The organism is Sphingomonas sp. jy18 (assembly GCF_056931895.1).
In genome coordinates this window covers 940515-959986 of sequence record NZ_JBXPBT010000001.1, presented here as the reverse complement: position 1 = coordinate 959986, position 19472 = coordinate 940515, and the positions used below count along the sequence as shown (strand labels likewise).

The 19472-nt window shown below is 65.6% G+C and carries 25 protein-coding genes; 14 read left to right on the top strand and 11 right to left on the bottom strand.

All coding sequences use genetic code 11. The annotated features are described in order from the left end of the window. Nucleotides 1-65: 65 nt before the first annotated feature. The 5 genes from AC0QC4_RS04725 to hemE form a co-directional block, all read right to left on the bottom strand. Nucleotides 66-788, bottom strand: a complete 723-nt coding sequence (locus AC0QC4_RS04725) for a YjbE family putative metal transport protein (protein WP_483658550.1) — start codon at nucleotides 786-788, stop codon at nucleotides 66-68. Further along, a complete protein-coding gene (locus tag AC0QC4_RS04720) occupies nucleotides 785-1081 on the bottom strand; it encodes an antibiotic biosynthesis monooxygenase family protein (RefSeq protein WP_483658549.1) in 297 nt (98 codons plus the stop codon). Before AC0QC4_RS04720 ends, AC0QC4_RS04725 begins: the two co-directional genes overlap by 4 nt. A gap of 12 nt (nucleotides 1082-1093) precedes the next feature. Beyond that, nucleotides 1094-2350, bottom strand: a complete 1257-nt coding sequence (rho, locus tag AC0QC4_RS04715; protein WP_483658548.1) for a transcription termination factor Rho — start codon at nucleotides 2348-2350, stop codon at nucleotides 1094-1096. A 176-nt stretch (nucleotides 2351-2526) separates the two neighbouring features. Then, complete coding sequence (locus tag AC0QC4_RS04710; protein ID WP_483658547.1) at nucleotides 2527-2973, bottom strand: CopD family protein; 447 nt, start codon at nucleotides 2971-2973, stop codon at nucleotides 2527-2529. Further along, nucleotides 2970-3974 carry a uroporphyrinogen decarboxylase gene (gene hemE / locus AC0QC4_RS04705; RefSeq protein ID WP_483658546.1) on the bottom strand — a complete coding sequence of 335 codons (1005 nt, stop codon included), beginning with the start codon at nucleotides 3972-3974 and terminating at the stop codon, nucleotides 2970-2972. The genes AC0QC4_RS04710 and hemE overlap by 4 nt, the downstream gene beginning before the upstream one ends. 310 nt (nucleotides 3975-4284) lie before the next feature. Between hemE and AC0QC4_RS04700 the strand changes: the two genes are divergently transcribed. The 11 genes from AC0QC4_RS04700 to AC0QC4_RS04650 all read left to right on the top strand — a co-directional run bounded on the left by AC0QC4_RS04700 (nucleotide 4285) and on the right by AC0QC4_RS04650 (nucleotide 11460). Next, nucleotides 4285-5130 (top strand): pyruvate, water dikinase regulatory protein, encoded by an 846-nt coding sequence (locus AC0QC4_RS04700; RefSeq protein ID WP_483658545.1) that lies wholly within the window; start codon nucleotides 4285-4287, stop codon nucleotides 5128-5130. After that, nucleotides 5127-5726 (top strand): Maf family protein, encoded by a 600-nt coding sequence (locus AC0QC4_RS04695; protein ID WP_483658544.1) that lies wholly within the window; start codon nucleotides 5127-5129, stop codon nucleotides 5724-5726. Before AC0QC4_RS04700 ends, AC0QC4_RS04695 begins: the two co-directional genes overlap by 4 nt. Further along, on the top strand, nucleotides 5723-6568 hold the full coding sequence (locus AC0QC4_RS04690; RefSeq protein WP_483658543.1) for a shikimate dehydrogenase family protein: 846 nt from the start codon (nucleotides 5723-5725) through the stop codon (nucleotides 6566-6568). Before AC0QC4_RS04695 ends, AC0QC4_RS04690 begins: the two co-directional genes overlap by 4 nt. Next, the gene (coaE, locus tag AC0QC4_RS04685; protein ID WP_483658542.1) at nucleotides 6565-7179 is read left to right on the top strand and encodes a dephospho-CoA kinase; all 615 of its coding nucleotides are present in this window, start codon (nucleotides 6565-6567) and stop codon (nucleotides 7177-7179) included. Before AC0QC4_RS04690 ends, coaE begins: the two co-directional genes overlap by 4 nt. Nucleotides 7180-7189: 10 nt before the next feature. Then, entirely contained in the window at nucleotides 7190-7885 is a 696-nt protein-coding gene (dnaQ, locus tag AC0QC4_RS04680) for a DNA polymerase III subunit epsilon (protein WP_483658541.1), read from the top strand. 106 nt (nucleotides 7886-7991) lie between these two features. Then, on the top strand, nucleotides 7992-8576 hold the full coding sequence (gene hpf / locus AC0QC4_RS04675; RefSeq protein WP_483658540.1) for a ribosome hibernation-promoting factor, HPF/YfiA family: 585 nt from the start codon (nucleotides 7992-7994) through the stop codon (nucleotides 8574-8576). A 169-nt stretch (nucleotides 8577-8745) separates the two neighbouring features. After that, on the top strand, nucleotides 8746-9213 hold the full coding sequence (locus tag AC0QC4_RS04670) for a PTS sugar transporter subunit IIA (RefSeq protein WP_483658539.1): 468 nt from the start codon (nucleotides 8746-8748) through the stop codon (nucleotides 9211-9213). Nucleotides 9214-9219: 6 nt separating this feature from the next. Beyond that, nucleotides 9220-9684, top strand: a complete 465-nt coding sequence (locus AC0QC4_RS04665; RefSeq protein WP_483658538.1) for a PaaI family thioesterase — start codon at nucleotides 9220-9222, stop codon at nucleotides 9682-9684. Then, nucleotides 9671-10030, top strand: coding sequence for a DUF1491 family protein (locus AC0QC4_RS04660; RefSeq protein WP_483658537.1), 360 nt, complete (start codon nucleotides 9671-9673; stop codon nucleotides 10028-10030). The genes AC0QC4_RS04665 and AC0QC4_RS04660 overlap by 14 nt, the downstream gene beginning before the upstream one ends. Before the next feature lie 254 nt (nucleotides 10031-10284). Then, the gene (locus AC0QC4_RS04655) at nucleotides 10285-10839 is read left to right on the top strand and encodes a cell wall hydrolase (protein WP_483658536.1); all 555 of its coding nucleotides are present in this window, start codon (nucleotides 10285-10287) and stop codon (nucleotides 10837-10839) included. A 123-nt stretch (nucleotides 10840-10962) separates the two neighbouring features. Further along, nucleotides 10963-11460: an MmcB family DNA repair protein gene (locus AC0QC4_RS04650; RefSeq protein ID WP_483658535.1), complete on the top strand. Its 498-nt coding sequence runs from the start codon at nucleotides 10963-10965 to the stop codon at nucleotides 11458-11460. A gap of 6 nt (nucleotides 11461-11466) precedes the next feature. On the opposite strand, the gene AC0QC4_RS04645 is transcribed toward AC0QC4_RS04650, so the two are convergent. Beyond that, nucleotides 11467-12096, bottom strand: coding sequence for an ankyrin repeat domain-containing protein (locus tag AC0QC4_RS04645; protein ID WP_483658534.1), 630 nt, complete (start codon nucleotides 12094-12096; stop codon nucleotides 11467-11469). An 83-nt stretch (nucleotides 12097-12179) separates the two neighbouring features. Here AC0QC4_RS04645 and AC0QC4_RS04640 point away from each other — a divergent pair, with 83 nt between their 5' ends. The 3 genes from AC0QC4_RS04640 to AC0QC4_RS04630 are packed head-to-tail and all read left to right on the top strand — an operon-like array spanning nucleotide 12180 to nucleotide 13982. Further along, complete coding sequence (locus tag AC0QC4_RS04640; protein ID WP_483658533.1) at nucleotides 12180-12821, top strand: SCO family protein; 642 nt, start codon at nucleotides 12180-12182, stop codon at nucleotides 12819-12821. Continuing rightward, the gene (locus AC0QC4_RS04635) at nucleotides 12809-13264 is read left to right on the top strand and encodes a YcgN family cysteine cluster protein (protein ID WP_483658656.1); all 456 of its coding nucleotides are present in this window, start codon (nucleotides 12809-12811) and stop codon (nucleotides 13262-13264) included. Before AC0QC4_RS04640 ends, AC0QC4_RS04635 begins: the two co-directional genes overlap by 13 nt. Beyond that, a complete protein-coding gene (locus AC0QC4_RS04630; RefSeq protein WP_483658532.1) occupies nucleotides 13221-13982 on the top strand; it encodes a M48 family metallopeptidase in 762 nt (253 codons plus the stop codon). Before AC0QC4_RS04635 ends, AC0QC4_RS04630 begins: the two co-directional genes overlap by 44 nt. Before the next feature lie 27 nt (nucleotides 13983-14009). Here AC0QC4_RS04630 and AC0QC4_RS04625 read toward each other — a convergent pair whose 3' ends face one another. From AC0QC4_RS04625 to AC0QC4_RS04605, 5 genes are all read right to left on the bottom strand, one after another. Continuing rightward, nucleotides 14010-16091: a transglycosylase domain-containing protein gene (locus AC0QC4_RS04625; RefSeq protein ID WP_483658531.1), complete on the bottom strand. Its 2082-nt coding sequence runs from the start codon at nucleotides 16089-16091 to the stop codon at nucleotides 14010-14012. Between the two features lie 85 nt (nucleotides 16092-16176). Next, the gene (msrB, locus tag AC0QC4_RS04620; RefSeq protein ID WP_483658530.1) at nucleotides 16177-16572 is read right to left on the bottom strand and encodes a peptide-methionine (R)-S-oxide reductase MsrB; all 396 of its coding nucleotides are present in this window, start codon (nucleotides 16570-16572) and stop codon (nucleotides 16177-16179) included. Between the two features lie 31 nt (nucleotides 16573-16603). Beyond that, nucleotides 16604-17704, bottom strand: a complete 1101-nt coding sequence (locus AC0QC4_RS04615; protein ID WP_483658529.1) for an NAD(P)/FAD-dependent oxidoreductase — start codon at nucleotides 17702-17704, stop codon at nucleotides 16604-16606. Next, nucleotides 17701-18366 carry a methyltransferase domain-containing protein gene (locus AC0QC4_RS04610; RefSeq protein ID WP_483658655.1) on the bottom strand — a complete coding sequence of 222 codons (666 nt, stop codon included), beginning with the start codon at nucleotides 18364-18366 and terminating at the stop codon, nucleotides 17701-17703. The genes AC0QC4_RS04615 and AC0QC4_RS04610 overlap by 4 nt, the downstream gene beginning before the upstream one ends. Nucleotides 18367-18410: 44 nt before the next feature. Beyond that, nucleotides 18411-19469 carry a type III polyketide synthase gene (locus AC0QC4_RS04605; protein WP_483658528.1) on the bottom strand — a complete coding sequence of 353 codons (1059 nt, stop codon included), beginning with the start codon at nucleotides 19467-19469 and terminating at the stop codon, nucleotides 18411-18413. Between the last annotated feature and the right edge of the window lie 3 nt (nucleotides 19470-19472).

Below are 19472 nucleotides of genomic sequence, written 5' to 3'. Positions count from 1 at the left end.
GTCTCCCGAAGATAAAGGGCCGGGAATAGACCCGGCCCTTTTCATTTCAGCGGCAAATACTTGGCTTATCCAAACAAAGTGCCGATACCCACCGCCGGATCGACCCAGCCTTCGTAGATCATCTTGACCGCGACATAGAGGATGACGGCGAGACCGATGTAGGCAATCCAGCGATAGCGTTCGATATATTTGGCGATGATGTTGGCAGCGACGCCCATCAGCGCGACCGCGAAGATCAGGCCGACGATCATGATGCCAGGATGCTCGCGCGCGGCGCCGGCGACAGCCAGCACATTGTCCAGGCTCATGCTGACATCGGCAACCGCCACCGCCCAGGCCGCGCCGACAAAGCTCTTGGCAGGCCTCAGTCCGGCATGTTCGTCACCGGCGATTTCCGGCGAACCACCGGATTCCCCGGCATGGCGCAGCTCGCGCCACATTTTCCAGGACACCCAGATCAGCAGCAGGCCGCCGACAAAGATCAGGCCGACGATCTGCATCAACTGGGTGACAACCAGCGCGAAGGCAATGCGCAGCACCAGCGCGGCGAGCACGCCGATGATGATCACCTTGCGGCGCTGATCCGCAGGCAGACCCGCCGCCAGCGCGCCCACGACAATGGCATTGTCGCCGGCCAGTACCAGATCGATCAACAGCACCTGGATGAAGGCGGCAAAGGCCGACGGATCGGTGATGTTGGAAAAGTCGGCAACGATCGCCGCCCAGATATCGGCAGGGCCACCGAAGCCGCCAGCGGAAGCCGCGCCATGGGCAAGCAGGTCGATCAACACACATTGTCTCCGAAATAACTGACCTCGGGCACCGGGTCATAAAAGGGGTGCAGCAGCAGACGCCACTGCTGATACCGATCCGACAGGCGAAATCCATCGCGATGGTCCGCGATCGTTTCCCACTCGACCAAAAGCAGATAGCTGCGTCCGGTTCCGGCAGGCCGGCGCACGGTGAGCGAAATAAATCCCGGCGATGCCGCGATCAGCGGGCGGGCCTCGGCCAGCGCCGCCTCGAACGCTGCCTCCTGCCCGGCACGCACCGCCAGCAAAGCATGCTCGAGGACCGGCACGGCCGAGCCGCCTTACTGGTTCATGCTTTCGAAGAAATCCTCGTTGGTCTTGGAATTCTTCATCTTGTCGAGCAGGAATTCCATCGCATCGACGGTACCCATCTGCATGAGAATGCGGCGCAGCACCCACATCTTGCTGAGCTTGTTCTTCTCGACCAGCAGCTCCTCCTTGCGGGTGCCGGACTTGCCGACATCGAGCGCGGGGAAGATGCGCTTGTCCGCGACCTTGCGGTCGAGCACGATTTCCGAGTTGCCGGTGCCCTTGAACTCTTCGAAGATGACCTCGTCCATCTTCGATCCGGTGTCGATCAGCGCGGTGGCGATGATCGACAGCGAGCCGCCTTCCTCGATATTGCGCGCGGCACCGAAGAAGCGCTTGGGGCGCTGCAGCGCATTGGCATCGACACCGCCGGTCAGCACCTTGCCCGAAGAGGGCACCACGGTGTTGTAGGCGCGACCGAGGCGCGTGATCGAATCGAGCAGGATGACGACGTCACGCTTGTGCTCGACGAGGCGCTTGGCCTTTTCGATGACCATCTCGGCGACCTGGACGTGGCGGGTGGCAGGCTCGTCGAAGGTCGAGGAAATCACCTCGCCCTTCACCGAGCGCTGCATGTCGGTCACTTCCTCGGGCCGCTCATCGACCAGCAGCACGATCAGGAAGACCTCGGGATGGTTGTCTGTGATCGCCTTGGCGATATTCTGCAGCAACACCGTCTTGCCGACGCGCGGCGGCGCGACGATCAGCGCGCGCTGGCCCTTGCCCTGCGGGCTGACCAGATCGATGACGCGCGCCGACATGTCCTTCTGCGTCGGGTCGTGCGGATCGAGCGACAGCTTCTCGTCGGGATAGAGCGGCGTCAGATTGTCGAAATTGACGCGGTGACGCACCGCTTCGGGATTGTCGAAATTGACACTGATCAGCTTGGTCAGCGCGAAATAGCGCTCGCCGTCCTTGGGCGCGCGGATCTCGCCTTCGACCGTATCGCCGGTGCGCAGGCCATGTTTGCGGACCTGGTTGGGGCTGACGTAAATGTCATCGGGGCCGGCCAGATAATTGGCCTCGGCGCTGCGCAGGAAGCCGAATCCATCCTGCAGCACCTCGATCGTGCCCGATCCGGTGATTTCCTCGCCATCCTCGGCCATCGCCTTGAGGATGGAGAACATGATGTCCTGCTTGCGCTGGGTGGAGGCACCCTCGACACCCAGCTCTTCGGCCATTTCGACCAGCTCGGCGGGGGTTTTCTTCTTGAGATCTTTGAGATGCATTTCGGGTTCCGGTGGGAAATGGCGCGGGTCGACCAGATGGTCCGGGCAAGGGAGCGAGGGTCTGTGCGATGGGGAATCGCTACGTCGCGCAAAGGAGGAGGCAAGTGGGCTGACGCCCCCTGCTGGCGCTCATTTAGGAGTCGCCGGCCACCCTGTCAACGCGAGCGGCGGACCCGTCAGAACGGTTTTACGATCACCAGCACGACAATGGCGATGGTGGCAATGCCGGGCACTTCGTTGATCAGCCGCAGCTGTTTGCCTGTCAGCAACGCCGCGCCTGGGCGAGCGAGCTTGCGGCCATACCCGATCATCCAGCCATGATAGGCAGACAGCGCCAGCACCACCGCCAGCTTGGCGTGGAACCAGCCCTGGTTCCATGCGGAAATAGTCTCCGCCAGCAGCAATCCGAGCAGCCAGACGACGATCATCGACGGCGTCAGGATGATCGACCGCAGCTTGGATTCGCGTTCCGCCCATCGCGCACATTCGGCAGGATCGGCCAGGCCTTCCTGATGATAGACCAGGAACCGCGGATAGGCGAACAGGCCGGCCATCCAGAAGATGACGAAGATCAGATGGACAGCCTTGAGCCAGGGATAGGCGGAGGCCAGCATCGCACTCATCCGCGCACCCGCCGCACCAGTTGCTCGACATGGGCGATGGGCGTGTCGGGCAGGATGCCATGGCCGAGGTTGAACACATGCGGCCGGTTGGCGAAGACCGCGCGCAACACATCGATGCGCGCATCGAGCGCATCGCCGCCGGCGATCAGCAGCAACGGATCGAGATTGCCCTGCACCGGCAATCCGGCCGGCAGAACCGCATCGGCCCAGACCGGATCTATGGTCTCGTCGAGACCGAGGATGTCGGGCCGCACGCCTTCGGCATAGGCCGCGAGCTTGGCCCCGGCGCCCTTGGGAAAGCCGATGATCGGCACGTTCGGGCGCGCCGTGCGGATACGCTCGACGATCGCGCGGTTGGGTTCGATGACCCAGCGATCGAATTCGTCGGGCGCCAGGCTGCCGGCCCAGCTATCGAACAACTGTACTGCATCGACGCCGGCGTCGATCTGCTTGACCAGATAGTCGGTGGTGGCATCGACGATGGCGTCGATCAGCGCAGCGAACCGGTCGCGCTCGCCATAGGCCATGCGCCGCGCCGCGCTATGGTCCTTCGATCCCGCGCCATGCACCATATAGGTGGCAACCGTCCATGGACTGCCGGCAAAGCCCAGCAGAGCCCGTCCTGGGGGCATCGCCTGCCGGAGCAGACGGATGGTCTGGTAGACCGGCTCCAGCCGCTCAGGGGCCGGCTGGAGCGTTTCCAGTGCCACGTCGGCAAGCCGTGGGGCGAGACGCGGGCCTTCGCCTGCCTCGAACCACAGATCCTGCCCCATCGCATGCGGAATGACGAGAATGTCCGAAAACAGGATGGCGGCATCGAAATCGAACCGGCGCAGCGGCTGCAACGTCACTTCGCATGCGGCCGCACTGTCGTGCACCAGTTCGAGGAAGCCGCCCTTCTCCGCACGCAATGCCCGATATTCCGGAAGATAGCGGCCAGCCTGGCGCATAAGCCACATCGGGGGTGGATCGAGCCGTTCGCCACGCATCACGCGCAGCATGGCTCCCTCAAATGGCGCGGCCGGGCATTCTCCCATAGAATCTATATCTTTCTCTTATGAATGATGAAGGTAGTTGGCGCGTGCATAGTGGGGATTAGTCGGCTGTCCCGCTTTTGCCAACAGCCGTGCGGAATCGACTCGTTGCGCGACGCCGAGTCGCCCGTTCCATACCCGTTATCCACAGGCTGTGGATTGTCCGCCGAGCTGCGGGCTATCCTGTGGATGGAATCGACAACCGCCGGGATGGCCCTTTGTACCCGTATCGCTGCCTTGCCTTATCCACAGTCTGCTCACATGCTTTGAGGCACCGATGAAGCTACACCTGCATCTCCTCTCCGACTCTACCGGCGAAACGCTCGAGACGATTGCCAAGGCTGCGCTGGCGCAATTCGACGATGTCTCTGTAACCCGCCATTTCTGGCCGATGGTGCGCAACCGTGCGCATCTGGAACGGATATTGGGCGAGGTTGCCGACAATCCGGGGCTGGTGCTGTTCACGCTGGTCAATGGTGAATTGCGGCGCGAACTGGAATCGCGCTGTGCGGCACTGGGGCTGCCTACCGTGCCGGCGCTCGATGCGGTAACCGACGCGCTGTCGCAACTTCTCGGGCAGGAAGCCAAGGCCCGGCCAGGGCGTCAGCACATATTGGACGCAGCCTATTATGCGCGCGTCGAAGCAATTCATTATACCATGGCGCATGACGATGGAGTTGCTCCCGAAGGGTGGGAGGATGCCGATATCGTGCTGGCGGGTGTATCGCGATCGTCGAAGACGCCGACCAGCATCTATCTTGCCAACCGTGGATACAAGACCGCCAACATCCCGATCGTGCCCGAATCCCCGCCACCCGACACGCTCTTCACCCTGCGCAATCCTCTGGTGGTCGGGCTGACAACCAGTGCCGACCGGTTGGTGGCGGTACGCCGCAACCGGCTGTCTTCGCTGGGTGAGGATCGTGTCACCAGCTATGCCGACGAAGAGGCCGTCAAGCGCGAGCTCGGCTATGCGCGGCGGATGTTCGCCGACAATGACTGGCCAGTGATTGACGTGACGCGTCGCTCGATCGAGGAAACTGCCGCAGCCATCATCAAGCTTTGTGAGGACCGGCGCGTTGCGTTGCGACAGGGCGCAGCCTGGGTCCAGCCTGCGTCATGACCGATACGCTGATTCTGGCTTCCCAAAGCGCCAGCCGCCGCGCCATGCTGACCGCGGCGGGGGTTGCCCATCGGGCGCTGCCGGCGCATGCCGACGAGGCCGTACTGACCGACGCGCTGCTGGCGGAAGGCCAGAAGCCCAGAGCAATTGCAGACGCTTTGGCTGAGCTCAAGGCGCTGCATATTTCGCTGCTGTATCCCCAGAGTCTCGTAGTTGGTAGCGATTCCATGATCGATGTTGATGGCAAGCTCCTCGACAAGCCGGTGTCACGTGAGGATGCAAAACAGTATCTTGAGTCTTTTTCAGGCAAGGCGATGCGGCTGACCAGTGCGGTGGTGGTGGCGGAGGGTGGCCGGCCGGTGTGGCGCCATGTCGATGAGGCCAAGCTGACGGTGCGCCGCCTGTCGCCGGACTTCATCGACGCCTATCTCGATGCCGAATGGCCCGCCATTGCGGGTTGCGTCGGTTGTTTTCGGATTGAGGCGATGGGCATCCAGCTGTTCGAGCGGATCGACGGCAACCATTTCACCATCCTGGGCATGCCGCTGTTGCCACTGCTCGGCTATCTGCGCCAGCGCGGGGCTCTTGCTGCATGACCGACATTGCGACACCTGAGACGGCCGGTCCGGGAGTCCGCTATGCCGAAGTGATCGGGGATCCGATTGCCCACAGCCTGTCCCCGGTAATTCACGGCTTCTGGCTGGAGCAACTCGGCATGACCGGCGCATACCGGCGCTGCCATGTCAGGCCTGAGCAGCTCGCCGACTATGTGGCGCGCCGGCGAGAGGACCCGCTCTGGCTGGGCTGCAACGTCACCATCCCGCACAAGCTGGCCATCCTCGAGCATGTGGCCGACCCCGGCGACATTGGCCGCAGCATCGGCGCCGCCAACACGGTTGCCCGCGACGCGCAAGGCGCGCTGTTTGCGACCAACACCGATGCCGGCGGCTTCTTTGCGCCGCTGGCAGATCAGGAGCTGGCCGGCCGTCCGGTCGCGGTGATCGGCGCGGGCGGTGCGGCGCGGGCGGTGCTGTTCGCGCTGTCCAAGATGAATGTCGGGCCGGTGACGATCCTCAACCGCAACACGCTCAAGGCGAGCATGCTGCTTGCGACCTTTGGCCTCAAAGGCGAGGCGTTGCCGCTGGATGCCGCGCTGCCCAAGGCTGGTTTGCTGGTCAATGCCAGCTCGCTGGGCATGTCCGGGCAATCGCCGCTGGTGCTCGATCTCGCGCCGCTGCCCGATGATGCGGTGGTCTATGACCTCGTCTATGCGCCGCTGGTCACCGATCTGATTGCCGCCGCTGACGATCGCGGCCTAGCGGCAATCGACGGGCTTGAGATGCTGGTCGGTCAGGCCGCGCTGGCGTTCGAGCTGCTGTTTGGCGCGGCCCCGCCACGCGACCATGACGAACAGCTCAGGGAGCTCTTGGTGCGATGAGCGATGCCCGCGGTCGCCCGCTGATTGTCGGCCTCACCGGTTCGATCGGCATGGGCAAATCGACGGTAGCGGCCATGCTCCGCGATCTCGGCGTGCCGGTGTTCGATGCCGATGCCGAGGTGCATCGGTTGCAGGCCCCCGGCGGAGCAATGCTGTCGCAGATCGAAGCCGCCTTCCCCGGCACGACCGGCCCTGACGGGCTGGATCGGGCCAAATTGGGCGCGTTGGTGTTCAACGATGCCGAGGCGCTGGCCCGGCTCGAGCGGATCGTCCATCCGGCGGTCGGTGCCGCGCAGGCCGCGTTCATGGCCGCCAATGCCGGCGCGCCGATCATCGTTCTCGACATTCCTCTGCTGTTCGAAAAGGGCGGCTTCTCGGCGGTCGACCGGATCCTGGTGGTGTCCGCGCCGCCCGATGAGCAGCGCCGCCGCGTGCTTGCCCGCCCCGGGATGACCAACGACAAGTTCGAGGCGATCCTGGCCCGGCAGACGCCCGACGAGCAGAAACGCGCCCGCGCCGATCATGTCATCGATACCGGGCGATCGTTGGCCGAAACGCGCGCACAGCTCGCCGCTGTCGTTGCTTGCCTTAGCGCGGAGAGCGGCGCATAGTTTCACGACGATGCGCGAAATTGTGTTCGATACCGAAACCACAGGCCTGAATGCTGGCGGCGGAGACAGGCTGGTCGAGGTCGGGTGCATCGAGATGGTCAACCGGATCGAGACCGGCCGCACCTTCCATGCCTATATCAACCCGGAACGGCCGATGCCGGCCGAGGCGCAGGCCGTGCACGGGCTCAGCGATGCCTTCCTGTCGGACAAACCGCGCTTTGCCGACATCGTCGACGCGTTGCTGGCTTTTCTGGGCGATGACGCGGCGCTGGTTGCCCACAATGCCGCGTTCGATTTCGGCTTCATCGATGCCGAGCTGGTGCGCGCTGGTTATCCCCCGCTCGACCGCAGCCGGATGATCGACACGGTGGCGATGGCCCGCAAGCTGCATCCCGGGGCCAAGCACAGCCTCGACGCCCTTTGCACCCGCTACGGCATTGATCGCAGCCATCGCGTCAAGCATGGCGCGCTGCTCGATGCGGAACTGCTCGCCCAGCTCTATGTCGAGATGACCGGCGGCCGGCAGATCGGGCTTGGCCTTGCTGCTAAGCCGGCCGGACAGACCACGCTCTCTGCCGCTTCGGCCATAACCGTCGCCCGCGCCTTCCGCGCACCGCGGCCGCATGCCGCAAGCGCAGAGGAACTTGCAGCGCATGCAGCCTTTATTGCCACCATCGATCAGGCCCTGTGGCTGCAGCAGAATTGAAGGGAGAAACTAAGGGGGAAGAGAGAAATTCCGCGTACCGTCAAGAAGCGTCAACAGCCGGACGGTCCGGGCAATGCGGCATCGCCGTCAATACAGGAGAAGAAGCATGGACATTCGCGTATCCGGTCACCAGCTCGAAACGGGCGCCGCCCTGCAAACCCATGTTTCCGATCGAATGAACGCTATAGCCGACAAATATTTCGCGCGGGCCATCTCCGCCCACGCCACCTTCGGTCGCGGCCCGCATGAGTCGCTGACCTGCGACATCATCGCCCATGTCATGCAGGGGGTGGTACTCAAGGGCCATCACCAGGCACAGGATGCGCATGTCGCCTTCGAAGGCGCTGCCGACAAGATCGAAAAGCAGCTGCGGCGCTACATGCGCCGGCTCAAGGATCGTAACGCCAATGGCAATGGCGCCGCGCAGCAACCGCCCGGCGAAGTGCCGCTCGATGCCGGTTACACGGTGTTCGAGGCCGATCCGTCCGAGGAGGAAGTCGGCGACGCGCCGGCCATCATCGCCGAAACCCGCGTCGACGTGCCGACCACCAGCGTATCCGACGCTGTGATGATGCTCGACCTCAGGAACACCGGCGCGCTGCTGTTCGTCAATGCCGCCACCGGCGTGCACAATATGGTCTATCGCCGGGGCGACAATACCATCGGCTGGGTCGAGCCGAAGCGCAGCTGAGCCGCCGTGTCGTCTGCGTTTGACAAACATGGGTGGATATTAGGTCCGGCTGCGTCTATGGGCGCGGCCGGACTAGCTATCGCGGTGATGGCGCGGGTCGGGTGGCAACAATGATGCCATCGCCTGCTGCCTGACCTGAATCCCCCTCGATTGCGTGACATTTGCAACAATGATTCGTCTTTCAGACCTCGTTTATCCCGCCACCGTCCGCGCCCAGCAGCCGGTTGAGTCGAAGCGGGCCTTTTTCCCGCTCGCGGGCACCCTTGCCGCGTCTGCGCTGGGGCTCGACGCCAGCGAGGTGACCGAGGCGCTGCTCGAGCGCGAGCGGCTGGGCTCCACCGCCTTCGGCCGCGGCATGGCCATTCCGCATGCCCGGATTCCCGGCCTGTCGGGCGTGCGGGCGATGTTCATCCAGTTCGCGCGTCCGATCGATTTCGACGCCATCGATGCGCTGCCGGTCGATCTTGCCTTCGTGTTGCTGTCGCCGTTCGACGCCGGGGCCGAACATCTCAAGGCGCTGGCCCAGGTTTCCCGCTTCCTGCGCGACGACAATGCAGTTGCCCGCCTGCGCGGTAGCCGCACCGCCGAAGCCCTCTATGCCATCCTGACCGGGGATGAGGCCCGGGACGCGGCCTGAGCCGGGATGAGCGACGAGGTCATCAGCGCCGGAGAAGCCGCCCATTTCCGCGCGCTTGAGTCGCTTTACGCCGTCGCCCCGATCAACCGGCTGTTTCCCTCCGCGCTTCATGTCGAGACGGCGGGACGGGCCACCATCCGTTTCGACATCCTGCCCGATCATTATCACGCGGCTGGCGCGGCGCATGGCACAAGCTATTTCAAGATGCTCGACGATGCGGCCTTTTATGCCGCCAACAGCCTGGTGACCGACAGGTTTCTGCTGACCACCGCCTTCAACCTGCTGTTCACCCGCCCGCTCAAGGCAGGGCCGGCGACCGCTCATGGCCGTTGGGTCAGCGGCCGCCGGCGGGTGTTCGTGGCCGAGGCTTTCCTGGTCGATGCAACCGGGGAAGAAGTGGCGCGCGGGACCGGCACCTTCATGCGCTCATCCTTCGCACTGTCCGGATTGCCCGGTTATGTCGCCGGGTGACGGGGTGCCGCCACGCCTGACCAGCGTGATGCTGGTCTCCGCGCTGGTCCGCAGGGTCAATGGCGCTGGCGGATTTGCTACCGTGATCCACCGTGGCGACGATCGTGCCGGTGCCATATTGGTCGAGTGCTGCGATCGCGGGCAGAGCGACATGCTGCTCGAACGAATCACCGAATTCGATGGCTCGATCGGCTGGCGCTCGGTGGCGGCCGCAACCGGCGAAGACCCTGGCGCGCGCGGCGAGCGGCTCTCGCGCCGCCTGCGCAGCGACCCGGATCTGTGGGTGATCGAACTGGACATCCCTGATGCGCAACGGTTCGTCGCCGAAATGACCGACGCGGCTTGACCTTTCGGGCGGGCGTGCGCACAGGCGCCGCATCTTAGGTGCGAAGGTTGCCCTGCGCTGTCTCCATTCTTCAACAGGGGGAGGGAGAACCAGCCGGAACCAGGACGGTTCCCGGGCAAACACGCAGTCGGAGGGCAACGCCCGGCATGCTCGACCCCTCGCTTTAGGGTCAGCCGCCGTCGCCGAGACCGCTCCGCCCAGTTTGATGCGTAATGAGTCGCCTTTTCCACTTTGCCTCGGCGCTGGCCGTAGGCATGACTGCGCTGACCGCAGTCGCCCTGACCGCCCCGACGCTAGCACAGACGCAGCCGGGCGATGTCATTTTCGAACCAGTCCCCGCGACCGAAGAGACCGGCGAGGCCGCAGCGGACAGCGCGGACCGGCCTGACGAGATCGACCACGCCTCGCTCGAAGCCATGGTCGCCGCCATGCCCCACAGCGAACCCGAAACCGACGATCTGCGCTGCATTGCCACCGGCGTCTTTTTCGAATCGGCCAATCAGAGTGTCGAAGGCCAGCTCGCGGTGGCCAATGTCATCATCAATCGTGCTGAATCGGGGCGCTTCGCTCCTACGCCATGCGCGGTGTTGACGCAGCGCGGGCAGTTTTCCTTCGTGCGCCGCGGGATCATCCCGACCCCGCCCAATGACGGCCGCTGGCAGCGGGCCGTGGCGATAGCGCGGATTGCCAGCGAGGACCGCTGGAGCGATCCGGTGCCCGGCGCCCTCTTCTTTCATGCGACCTACGTGTCGCCGGGCTGGAATCGCCCGCGGATCGCGCGGTTGGGTGATCATATTTTCTATCGCTGAGCGGGAGCCCGCTTTGCCCCGAAAACGGGGAGGATGGCGGAACTGATCGTTCGGGTCGCTGCAAGACCCCGGACCGTCCGTCCGGGGTCTTGCTTTGTTCCCGAACCGCCATAAGCTGTCGTCATGGCAACGCTTGCATCCCCCTGCCCCCAACCGGACTGTTGTGCCGCAGATGTTGCCCGAAGCCTGGCGCGATTCTTCCACCATCGCGGCCTCACGGCCCTTTGCGAAGTGCCGTTGCCGAACGGGCGCCGGGCCGACATGGTGTTGATCGATGCCAAGGGCACCATCACCATCGTCGAGATCAAGGTCGCGCGCGGTGACCTGATCGCAGACACCAAATGGCCGGAGTATCTCGACTGGTGCGACCATTTCTATTGGGCGCTTTCCCCGTCGCTGAGCCATGACGTGCTGCAGGACCGGCAACCGGAGCGGTGCGGGCTGATCGTCGCAGACCGCTATGATGCGGCGGTGATCCGGGAGTCGGTCGAGCATCGGCTGGCGTCGGCACGGCGGCGCAGCGAGTTGCTGCGCATCGGGCGGCTGGCCATGCGCAGGCTCAGTTTTGCGGCGGACCCGATGTTTGCCAGCACCGCAGGCGCCGCCGAAGCGGCGCTGTAAACTGGCCTAGTTGGGCCCGGCGACGGGTGCCGCAGGGGTTGCGCCTTGTGGCCGGGAATCGAGGGCCGCGAGCACCGCAGCGGCGCGGCTGTCTTCGGTAGCATAGTCGCGCGGCGATTTGCCGGCGAGATTGTCCTGAAGATCGGGGTTTGCTCCGGCCGCGATCAGCACGCGCACCATCGCAATATCCCGGCGTTGCACGGCGAGATGGAGCGCGGTTTCGCCGCGACCGTTCGCCGCGTTGACGCGCGCGCCACGGGTGACCAGCGCCTGGGCACCATCGACGAAGCCGAGTTGCGCCGCCACCTGCAGCGGCGTTGCACCCTCGCGGTCCGCAAGATTGGCGTCGGCACCGCGCTGTAGCAGAAAGTTGAGCCAGGTCAGGTCGCGCCGCGCGACAACAATGTGCAGCGCAGTCTGGCCGGTCGACCGATCGCGGGTGTTGATCAGCGTGCCGCTGAGGCCGTTGAGCAACTCCATCGCCTTGTTGCCGTCACGGTCGCGCACCGCTTCCAGAAACTGGTAGCTGTCGGAGAAGAGCTGCGCCGCCGCCGGTGCGGTCAGCAGCATGGCGCTGCCGGTCGACAGCAGCAGGGCGGTCGCAGCGGTGGCCAGTCGGCGAGCGGGCAACATCATCGACAAAATTCCTTGATCCGACGGGCGGCGGGCGGCGTGAGCGATTGATTTTCCGCTCATGCCGCCGCAAGTCTGAGCGCGTCATGAATGATGGTTTCCTTACTCTCCGCTCGATGCTTGGCGCAAGTGTCGCCGCCATGCTGCTGATGCTTGCCGCCTGTGGTCCGGCCAATGCGCCGGTCGAGGAGCCACCCCTCAAAGGGGCCCGGATCGGCGGCCCGTTCACACTGGTCGGCAGCGACGGCCAGGCCGTCACCGACCGGGATTTTGCCGGGCGCTACCGGTTGGTCTATTTTGGCTATAGTTTCTGCCCTGATGTCTGCCCGGTCGATCTCAACTGGCTGATGCTCGGCCTCAAGCAGTTCGAACGGCAGGATTCGGCGCGCGCGGCGCGCATCCAGCCGATTTTCATCACCGTGGACCCGGCGCGCGACACGCCGGCGGTGATCGGTGACTATGTACGCAAATTCCATCCGCGTCTGATCGGCCTGACCGGCAGCGACCAGCAGATCCGTGCCGCCGCCGATGCCTATGTCGTCCAATACAGCCGCCAGCCGGGCAGCACGCCCGATGCCTATCTGATGGCGCACACCAACGCCGCCTATCTGATGGGCCCGGACGGAGAGCCGCTGGCGCTGCTGCCCACCGACAATATCACCACCGAATCGGTGAACGAGGGCGCACCCGATCTGGTCGCAGCCGAACTGGCGCGCTGGGTAAGGTGAGCGACAGCCCAGCGCCTTTCTGGGAACAACCACTTGCCAGCCTCGATGCCGCGCAGTGGGAGGCGCTGTGCGACGGTTGCGGCAAATGCTGCCTGCACAAGCTCGAAGAGGAAGATGAAGAGGAAGTGCGGGTCTGGCCGACCAATGTTGCCTGCAAATTGCTCGATCGTGAGACGGCGCGGTGCAGCGATTATCGCAACCGCCGCCGCTATGTGCCCGAATGTCTGCAATTGAGCGCGGGCCGCATCGATTCGCTGTTCTGGCTGCCGCTCACCTGTGCCTATCGGCTGCGCGCGGAGGGCCGCCCGCTGCCCGAATGGCATTATCTGCTGTGCGGCGATCGCGAAGCGGTGCACGCCGCCGGTGAATCGATCCGTGGCTGGACAGTGAGCGAGGTCGATGCCGGGCCGCTGGAGCATCATGTTGTCGATCGCGCGATCTGACACGCCGGCAGCCGAGGATTTCAGCGTCGTCGTCGCCGATCGGGTGCTGACCGTCCGGGTCAGACGCCATCACGCGTCGCGGCGTTATCGCTTGCGCTACGATCAGCGGTCGGGTGAGCTGCGCCTGACCCTGCCGCTGCGCCAGCGCATCGCCCCGGCGCGCCAGTGGGTCGCCGATCAGGGGGCATGGATCGCGCAGCAGATCGTTGCCCGACCGGTCAGCGGCACCATGGTGACGGCTGGCACCCGCCTGCCGTGGGACGGCGGCTGGCTGACCATCCAATGGTCGCCCGATCATCCGCGTCAGCCCGTCATCGACGCCGATTGCCTGCGGCTCGGCGGGCCGACGACCGCGATTGCACCGCGTGTCCGTCGCTGGCTGCAGCAGGTGGCGCGGCGCGAGTTCGGCGAACGCAGCCGCACGATGGCCGATGCCGAAAACCTGCCGCTGCGCAGCGTCTCGGTCGGCGATCCGCGGAGCCGCTGGGGCAGTTGCAGTGCGTCAGGCGCGATCCGCTACAGCTGGCGGCTGGCGATGGCGCCCGAATTTGTCCGCCATGCGATTGTCGCGCACGAGGTGGCGCATCTCGCGCACATGAATCACGGCCCGCGCTTCCACGCGCTGGCCGACCGGCTGGGCGGAGCCGCCAACGCCCAATCCAAGGCTTGGCTGAAGGCGCATGGCATGATGCTGCACGCGTTGAATTTCGACAGCTGAGCGCGGCCGCGGCCGACGGGGCGGTCGCTATTGGGGTTTGGGGTTGGCCGGGGGGCGTGGCGGTGGCTGGGCGCGGCGCCCGGTCATCTCGTCGATCCAGCGCTGGTCGAGCTGTGGTTTGCGCTCCTCATCAGGGGCCGGCCCGGTGTCGCCTTCCACTTCGACGCCATCCGTCGGTTCCAGCGCCGGGTCGAGCTCGATCGGCTGACCATTTTCATCAGTCAGCGCGCCCTCGCCAGGCTCGCCGAAATAGGCATCATCCTCGGTCTCCAGCTGCCATTGCGGCAGTTCGACCTCGGTCTTGAACTCCTCGATCGGGCGGTTGGCGACGGCAACGCGCATGAAATCGGCAAAGGCCTGCGCCGGTGCCCGGCCGCCCTGCAGGCCGCCGACAGCGCGCGCATCGTCGCGGCCCATCCACACGCCGGTGGTGATGCCGCCGGAAAAGCCCAGGAACCAGCCATCCTTGTTGCTGCTGGTGGTACCGGTCTTGCCCGCCACCGGGCGCCCGATCTGCGCCGCGCGACCGGTGCCGGTATTGACGGCGGTCTGCAGCAGGTCGGTGATCCCGGCGGCGACCCATCCATCGACCAGCACCGCTGCCGGCTCAGGCGTCCGCTCATACAGCAGATCGCCGTCGGCGGTGGTCACCCGGGCGATGGCATAGGGCCGCACCGCGCGCCCTTCGGCGGCGACCGAGGCGAAAGCGGCGGTCATGTCGATCACCCGCACATCGGATGTGCCCAGCACCATCGAGGGTTGGGTATTGATATCGGTCGAAATGCCGAACCGGCGCGCCATCGAGGCAATCGCTGAGGTCCCGATCGAATCGCCCAGCTTCGCGGCGACGGTGTTGACCGAATAGGCAAAGGCCGACCGCACATCCATCTCGCCCGAAAAGCGGCCGTTGGCGTTGCGGGGGCTCCACCCGTTGATCGTCACCGGCTCGTCGACCACGCGATCGTCGACCCGATAGCCGGCCTCCAGCGCCGCCATATAGACGAACAGCTTCCACGCCGATCCCGGCTGACGGGTCGCCGTGGTGGCGCGGTTGTAGTTCGACGTCACATAGTCGCGCCCGCCGACCATCGCCCGCACCGCGCCATCCCGATCGAGCGCGACCAGCGCGCCCTGCGCGCCGCCGGGGGTATTGGCCTGGATCGCCGCGGTCGCCGCGCGCTGCATGCCGAGGTCGAGCGTGGTCCACACATCGAGCGGCTGGGTCGATTCGTCGATCAGCGTGTCGAGCTGCGGCAGGGCCCAGTCGGTGAAATAGCGGGCGCTGTTCTGCGGCGGCTCTGCTGCCAGTTCGACATCGGCGGGCCGGGCGCGGCGGCGCTGTTCCGGGGTGATGACGCCCGCATCCAGCATGACGTCAAGCACGACATTGGCGCGGCCCAGCGCGGCCTCCGCATCTGCGGTAGGTGAGTAGCGCGACGGCGCCTTGACCAGACCGGCGATGACCGCGGCTTCAGGCAGCCCCAGATCTTCCGCGCCATGGCCGAAGAAGCGGCGGGACGCGGCATCGATGCCGTAGCTGCCGCCGCCGAAATAGACCTTGTTGAGATAGAGTTCGAGGATCTGGTCCTTGCTGAACTTCCACTCCAGCGCCATCGCCAAGATGGCTTCCTGCGCCTTGCGGGTGACCGAATAGCTGTTGCTGAGGAAGATGTTGCGCGCGAGCTGCTGGCTGATCGTCGACGCACCCTGCCAACGCCCCTCGCCACGCCGTTCGAGCGCGATGCTGACGGCACGTGCCAGCCCGACAGGATCGATGCCGAAATGATAGCGGAAGCGCCTGTCCTCCACCGCGACCATGGCGTCACGCATCGGCTGCGGGGTATCCGACAGCTTCATCCAGCGGCCGTAATTGGGGCCGATCGATACGATGATGGCGCCATTGGCGTCGCGGACGCGAATGGTCTGTCCGTTGGGGGAGCTTTTCAGCTCCTCGAAGCTCGGAAGATTGGACGCGGCCACGCCGACCGCGATCGCGATGCCGATCAGAATCAGCAGCGCGAGCGCGGAACCCCATTTGACGATGCCCATGACGATCCGCCGGGCGCGGGTGGGAGCGGCCTTGCTGCCGGAACGGGATGCGGTTGCCATCAGGCCGCCTGATTAGGACTGCGCGGGAATCGCGACAAGCGAATTTGCGCTTTGCTCGCGTCCAGCTTTCGCTTGCGTGAACGGATCAGTCGCGGGTGGTGAAGTCGAGGCTGGCGCTATTCATGCAGAAACGCGCGCCGGTCGGGGCCGGACCGTCGGGGAAGACGTGGCCGAGATGCCCGTCGCACCGTGCACACCGTACCTCGTCGCGCACCATGCCGTAGCTGGTGTCGCGATGGATGGTCACCGCATCGTCGCTGATCGGCTGAAAGAAGCTGGGCCAGCCCGAGCCGCTGTCATATTTGGTGCCGCTGTCGAACAGCGGCGCGCCGCAGCCGCCACAGACATAGATGCCATCGGCCTTGTGCACGTTGAACTGGCCGGTGAAAGCCCGTTCGGTACCATGCTCCCGCAGCACATGATATTGTTCGGGGGTCAGGCGTTCACGCCATTCGGCGTCGGTAAGGTTCAGCTTGTCCATGGCCCCAAGGTGCGGTGGCGACCCGGCGGTTTCAAGCGCTAATCCGCGTCAATCGGGCGATGGCGCGGATGCTGCCCGGGGAATGGCGCAAGAATCGCAAAAGCAGCGGAGCCATCCACGGATTTTCGCAGGCGCGCCACGCGGTCCCGGCCACGCCCATCGGCAGCAGCAGCCGATCGGCGAAACGCTGTTGCCAGGAGAGTGCACCCTCCGCCTGACGCCATGCCGCCACCGCGGATTCGGCGCTGGCCAGCGCGATCCCCATCCCCTCGCCTGCCAGACTCGGGATGCATCCCGCCTGATCGCCCAACAGCCACACGCCCGGCACCCCAATGCGCGCACGCCAGCCATAGGGCACGGCCGCAATCGCATCGATCCGTCCGATTGCATCGGCCGAGGTGAGCCGTTCGCCTAGCGGCGGACAGGCGTTGCCCCATTGCTGCAGCAGGGTTTCCGGCCGCGACTCGGCCTCGGCCAGTCGCGACTTGTGCACCGCAAGGCAGAGGTTGAGGCTGCCATCCTCCTGGCGCACCAGGCCGACATAGCCGCGATCGAACAGGAACAGCTCGACCGCGTCACCCACCAGCCGTTCCCCCGCGGTCGATGCCGCAATGCGTTGGCGCAGGCCTATCACCGGGTCTGCAGCGCCGTGCGCCGATGGCATACGGCGGTGGCCGGCGACATTATGCTTGCCGCTGGCGAGCAACAGGGTCGGGCTGGCCAATGTCGCCGCATCGTCAGTGACAGCCTGCCCCGCGCCGATCGAACGGATGGTGACGCCGCGCTCCACCCCGGCTCCGGCGGCGATGGCGGCATCGAGTAGCAGACTGTCGAGCCGACGACGGGAAAGGCCCATGCCGGGGTGCGGCAGGTCTGTCTCGATGGACCGGCCGCCGGCGAACAACCGCACCCGTGTCACCCGCTGGCCGCCCAGCGCATCGCTATCGAGCCCCAAACGATCGAGCGTCGCCAGCGTCTGCCACGACAGGAAGCCGCCGCAGATGGCATCGCCGGTCTCGCGCATGCGCTCGATCAGCAGCGGCGGGGCGCCGGCGCGGGCCAGATGAATCGCCGCCGCGGCTCCGGCAGGGCCCCCGCCGATTACCAGTGGCCGGTCGATCCATGACGTCAACGGATCCGCTCCACGCACAGCCGCCATGGGAACCAGCGCCGGACTTGCGCGCCCTCGATGCGCGCCTGGGCCAGGATCGCGTGCCACTCATCCCGCCGGAACGACCGGGCGATGGACAATTGGCCGTCGCGGCGTACGACTGGATCGACCATCGCCAGCACGGCCAGAGCCGGATAGCCGACAAAGGGCAAGCGTTGGCGATGCAGATCGTTGATCAGCCAGCCGGCACGCGCCTCGCTCTCCATGAAATGGAGAAACGCGATGCGCTGTTCGGGCGTCATATGGTGCGCGACCAGGCTGGAAATCACCGCGTCCCAGCCTTCGCCCGCCAGCTGCCGATAATCGCCGGTGCGATAGACGATCGGCATCGTCGCCGGCGTGGCGCGACGGGCGGCGGCCTCGCTGCGCGGATTGAGGTCGATGCCCACCAGCTCGACGGCAATGCCCATCCGCTCGGCATCGCGGGCCAGGCAGCGCAGCATGTCGCCATGGCCGAAACCGACGTCAAGCAAGCGCAGCGGCGACGCACTTGCGCCGCGCAACTGCGTGACGGTGCGGAAAAAGGCCCGCGTCGGCCGCGTCGCCAGTGTCAGGGCATTGATGCGGGCAAGATCGGCAATGATGCGGGCGTAGCGTTCGGACGACAGGTCGAGCGCATCCATCTCTTCCTCTCGCTCCACCGGCTGGACCAGGGAAGCGAAGGGGTTCACGCCCGGAAATCCAGCCGGATCGCCTCCGCCGCCAGCCCGGGGCCGAAGGCGAGGGCAAGGCCCGGCCCGACCGCCTTGCGTTCTACCAGCCGGGCGATGGCGAACAGCACGGTCGCCGAAGACATGTTGCCATAGTCTCGCAACGTATCGCGGCTGGCGGACAGCGCCTGCGGCGGAATCGCGAGTGCGCGTTCGACTGCGTCGAGGATCGAGCGGCCACCGGCATGGATGGCAAGATGCGCCGGCAATTCGGGGCCGAACAGGCCGTCTGCCAGATCGCGGTCAGCGAGCGCGGCCTCGATGCGGGCCGGCACCTCGCCCGACAGGCGCATGACAAAACCCTGCTCGCCGATATCCCAGCGAATCAGCTCGTCCGAAGCGGGCAGCGCCAGGCTGATGCCGCCGCCCAGCGAGACCGGCCCCGCTCCGGCCGCTATGATCGCCGCCGCAGCGCCGTCGCTGAACTGAAGCATCGCCAGCAACGGCTCGATCGCCCCGGTATCCTCAAGATGAAGTGTGGAAAGCTCGACGCTGACCAGAAGAACCTGCGCATCCGGATCGGACCGCACGATGTGCCGGGCGGCGCGCAGTGCGGTCACGCCGGCATAGCAGCCCATGAAGCCGATCAGCAGGCGTTCGACCTGCGGTGACAGACCCAGCGCACGGGCGATGATCTGGTCGATGCCGGGCGCGGTGAAGCCGGTGCAACTGGCGACGACGATATGGGTGATGCGGGCCGGATCGAAACTGAGCTTGCCTATCGCCGTCAATGCCAGCTTTGGAGCCAGCTCGGCATAGGCGCGCATCCGGGCGGAGGTGGGGGGCAGCGGCGATGCATCGTAGAAACCGCCGGGGTCGACCGGGGAGCCGCCATTGTCCGCGCGTGGCAGGACCGACCAGCGATGCCCGATCCCCGACCGATCGGCCATGCGCAGGAACAGGCGCCGCTCCCGCTCGTCGGCGATCTTTGCCGTGGCATAGTCGATGAAAGCGCGATGGATGTCATGACCCGGACTGGCAACCGCGAGCTGACGAATGGCTGGCTGGGCGCTCATGCC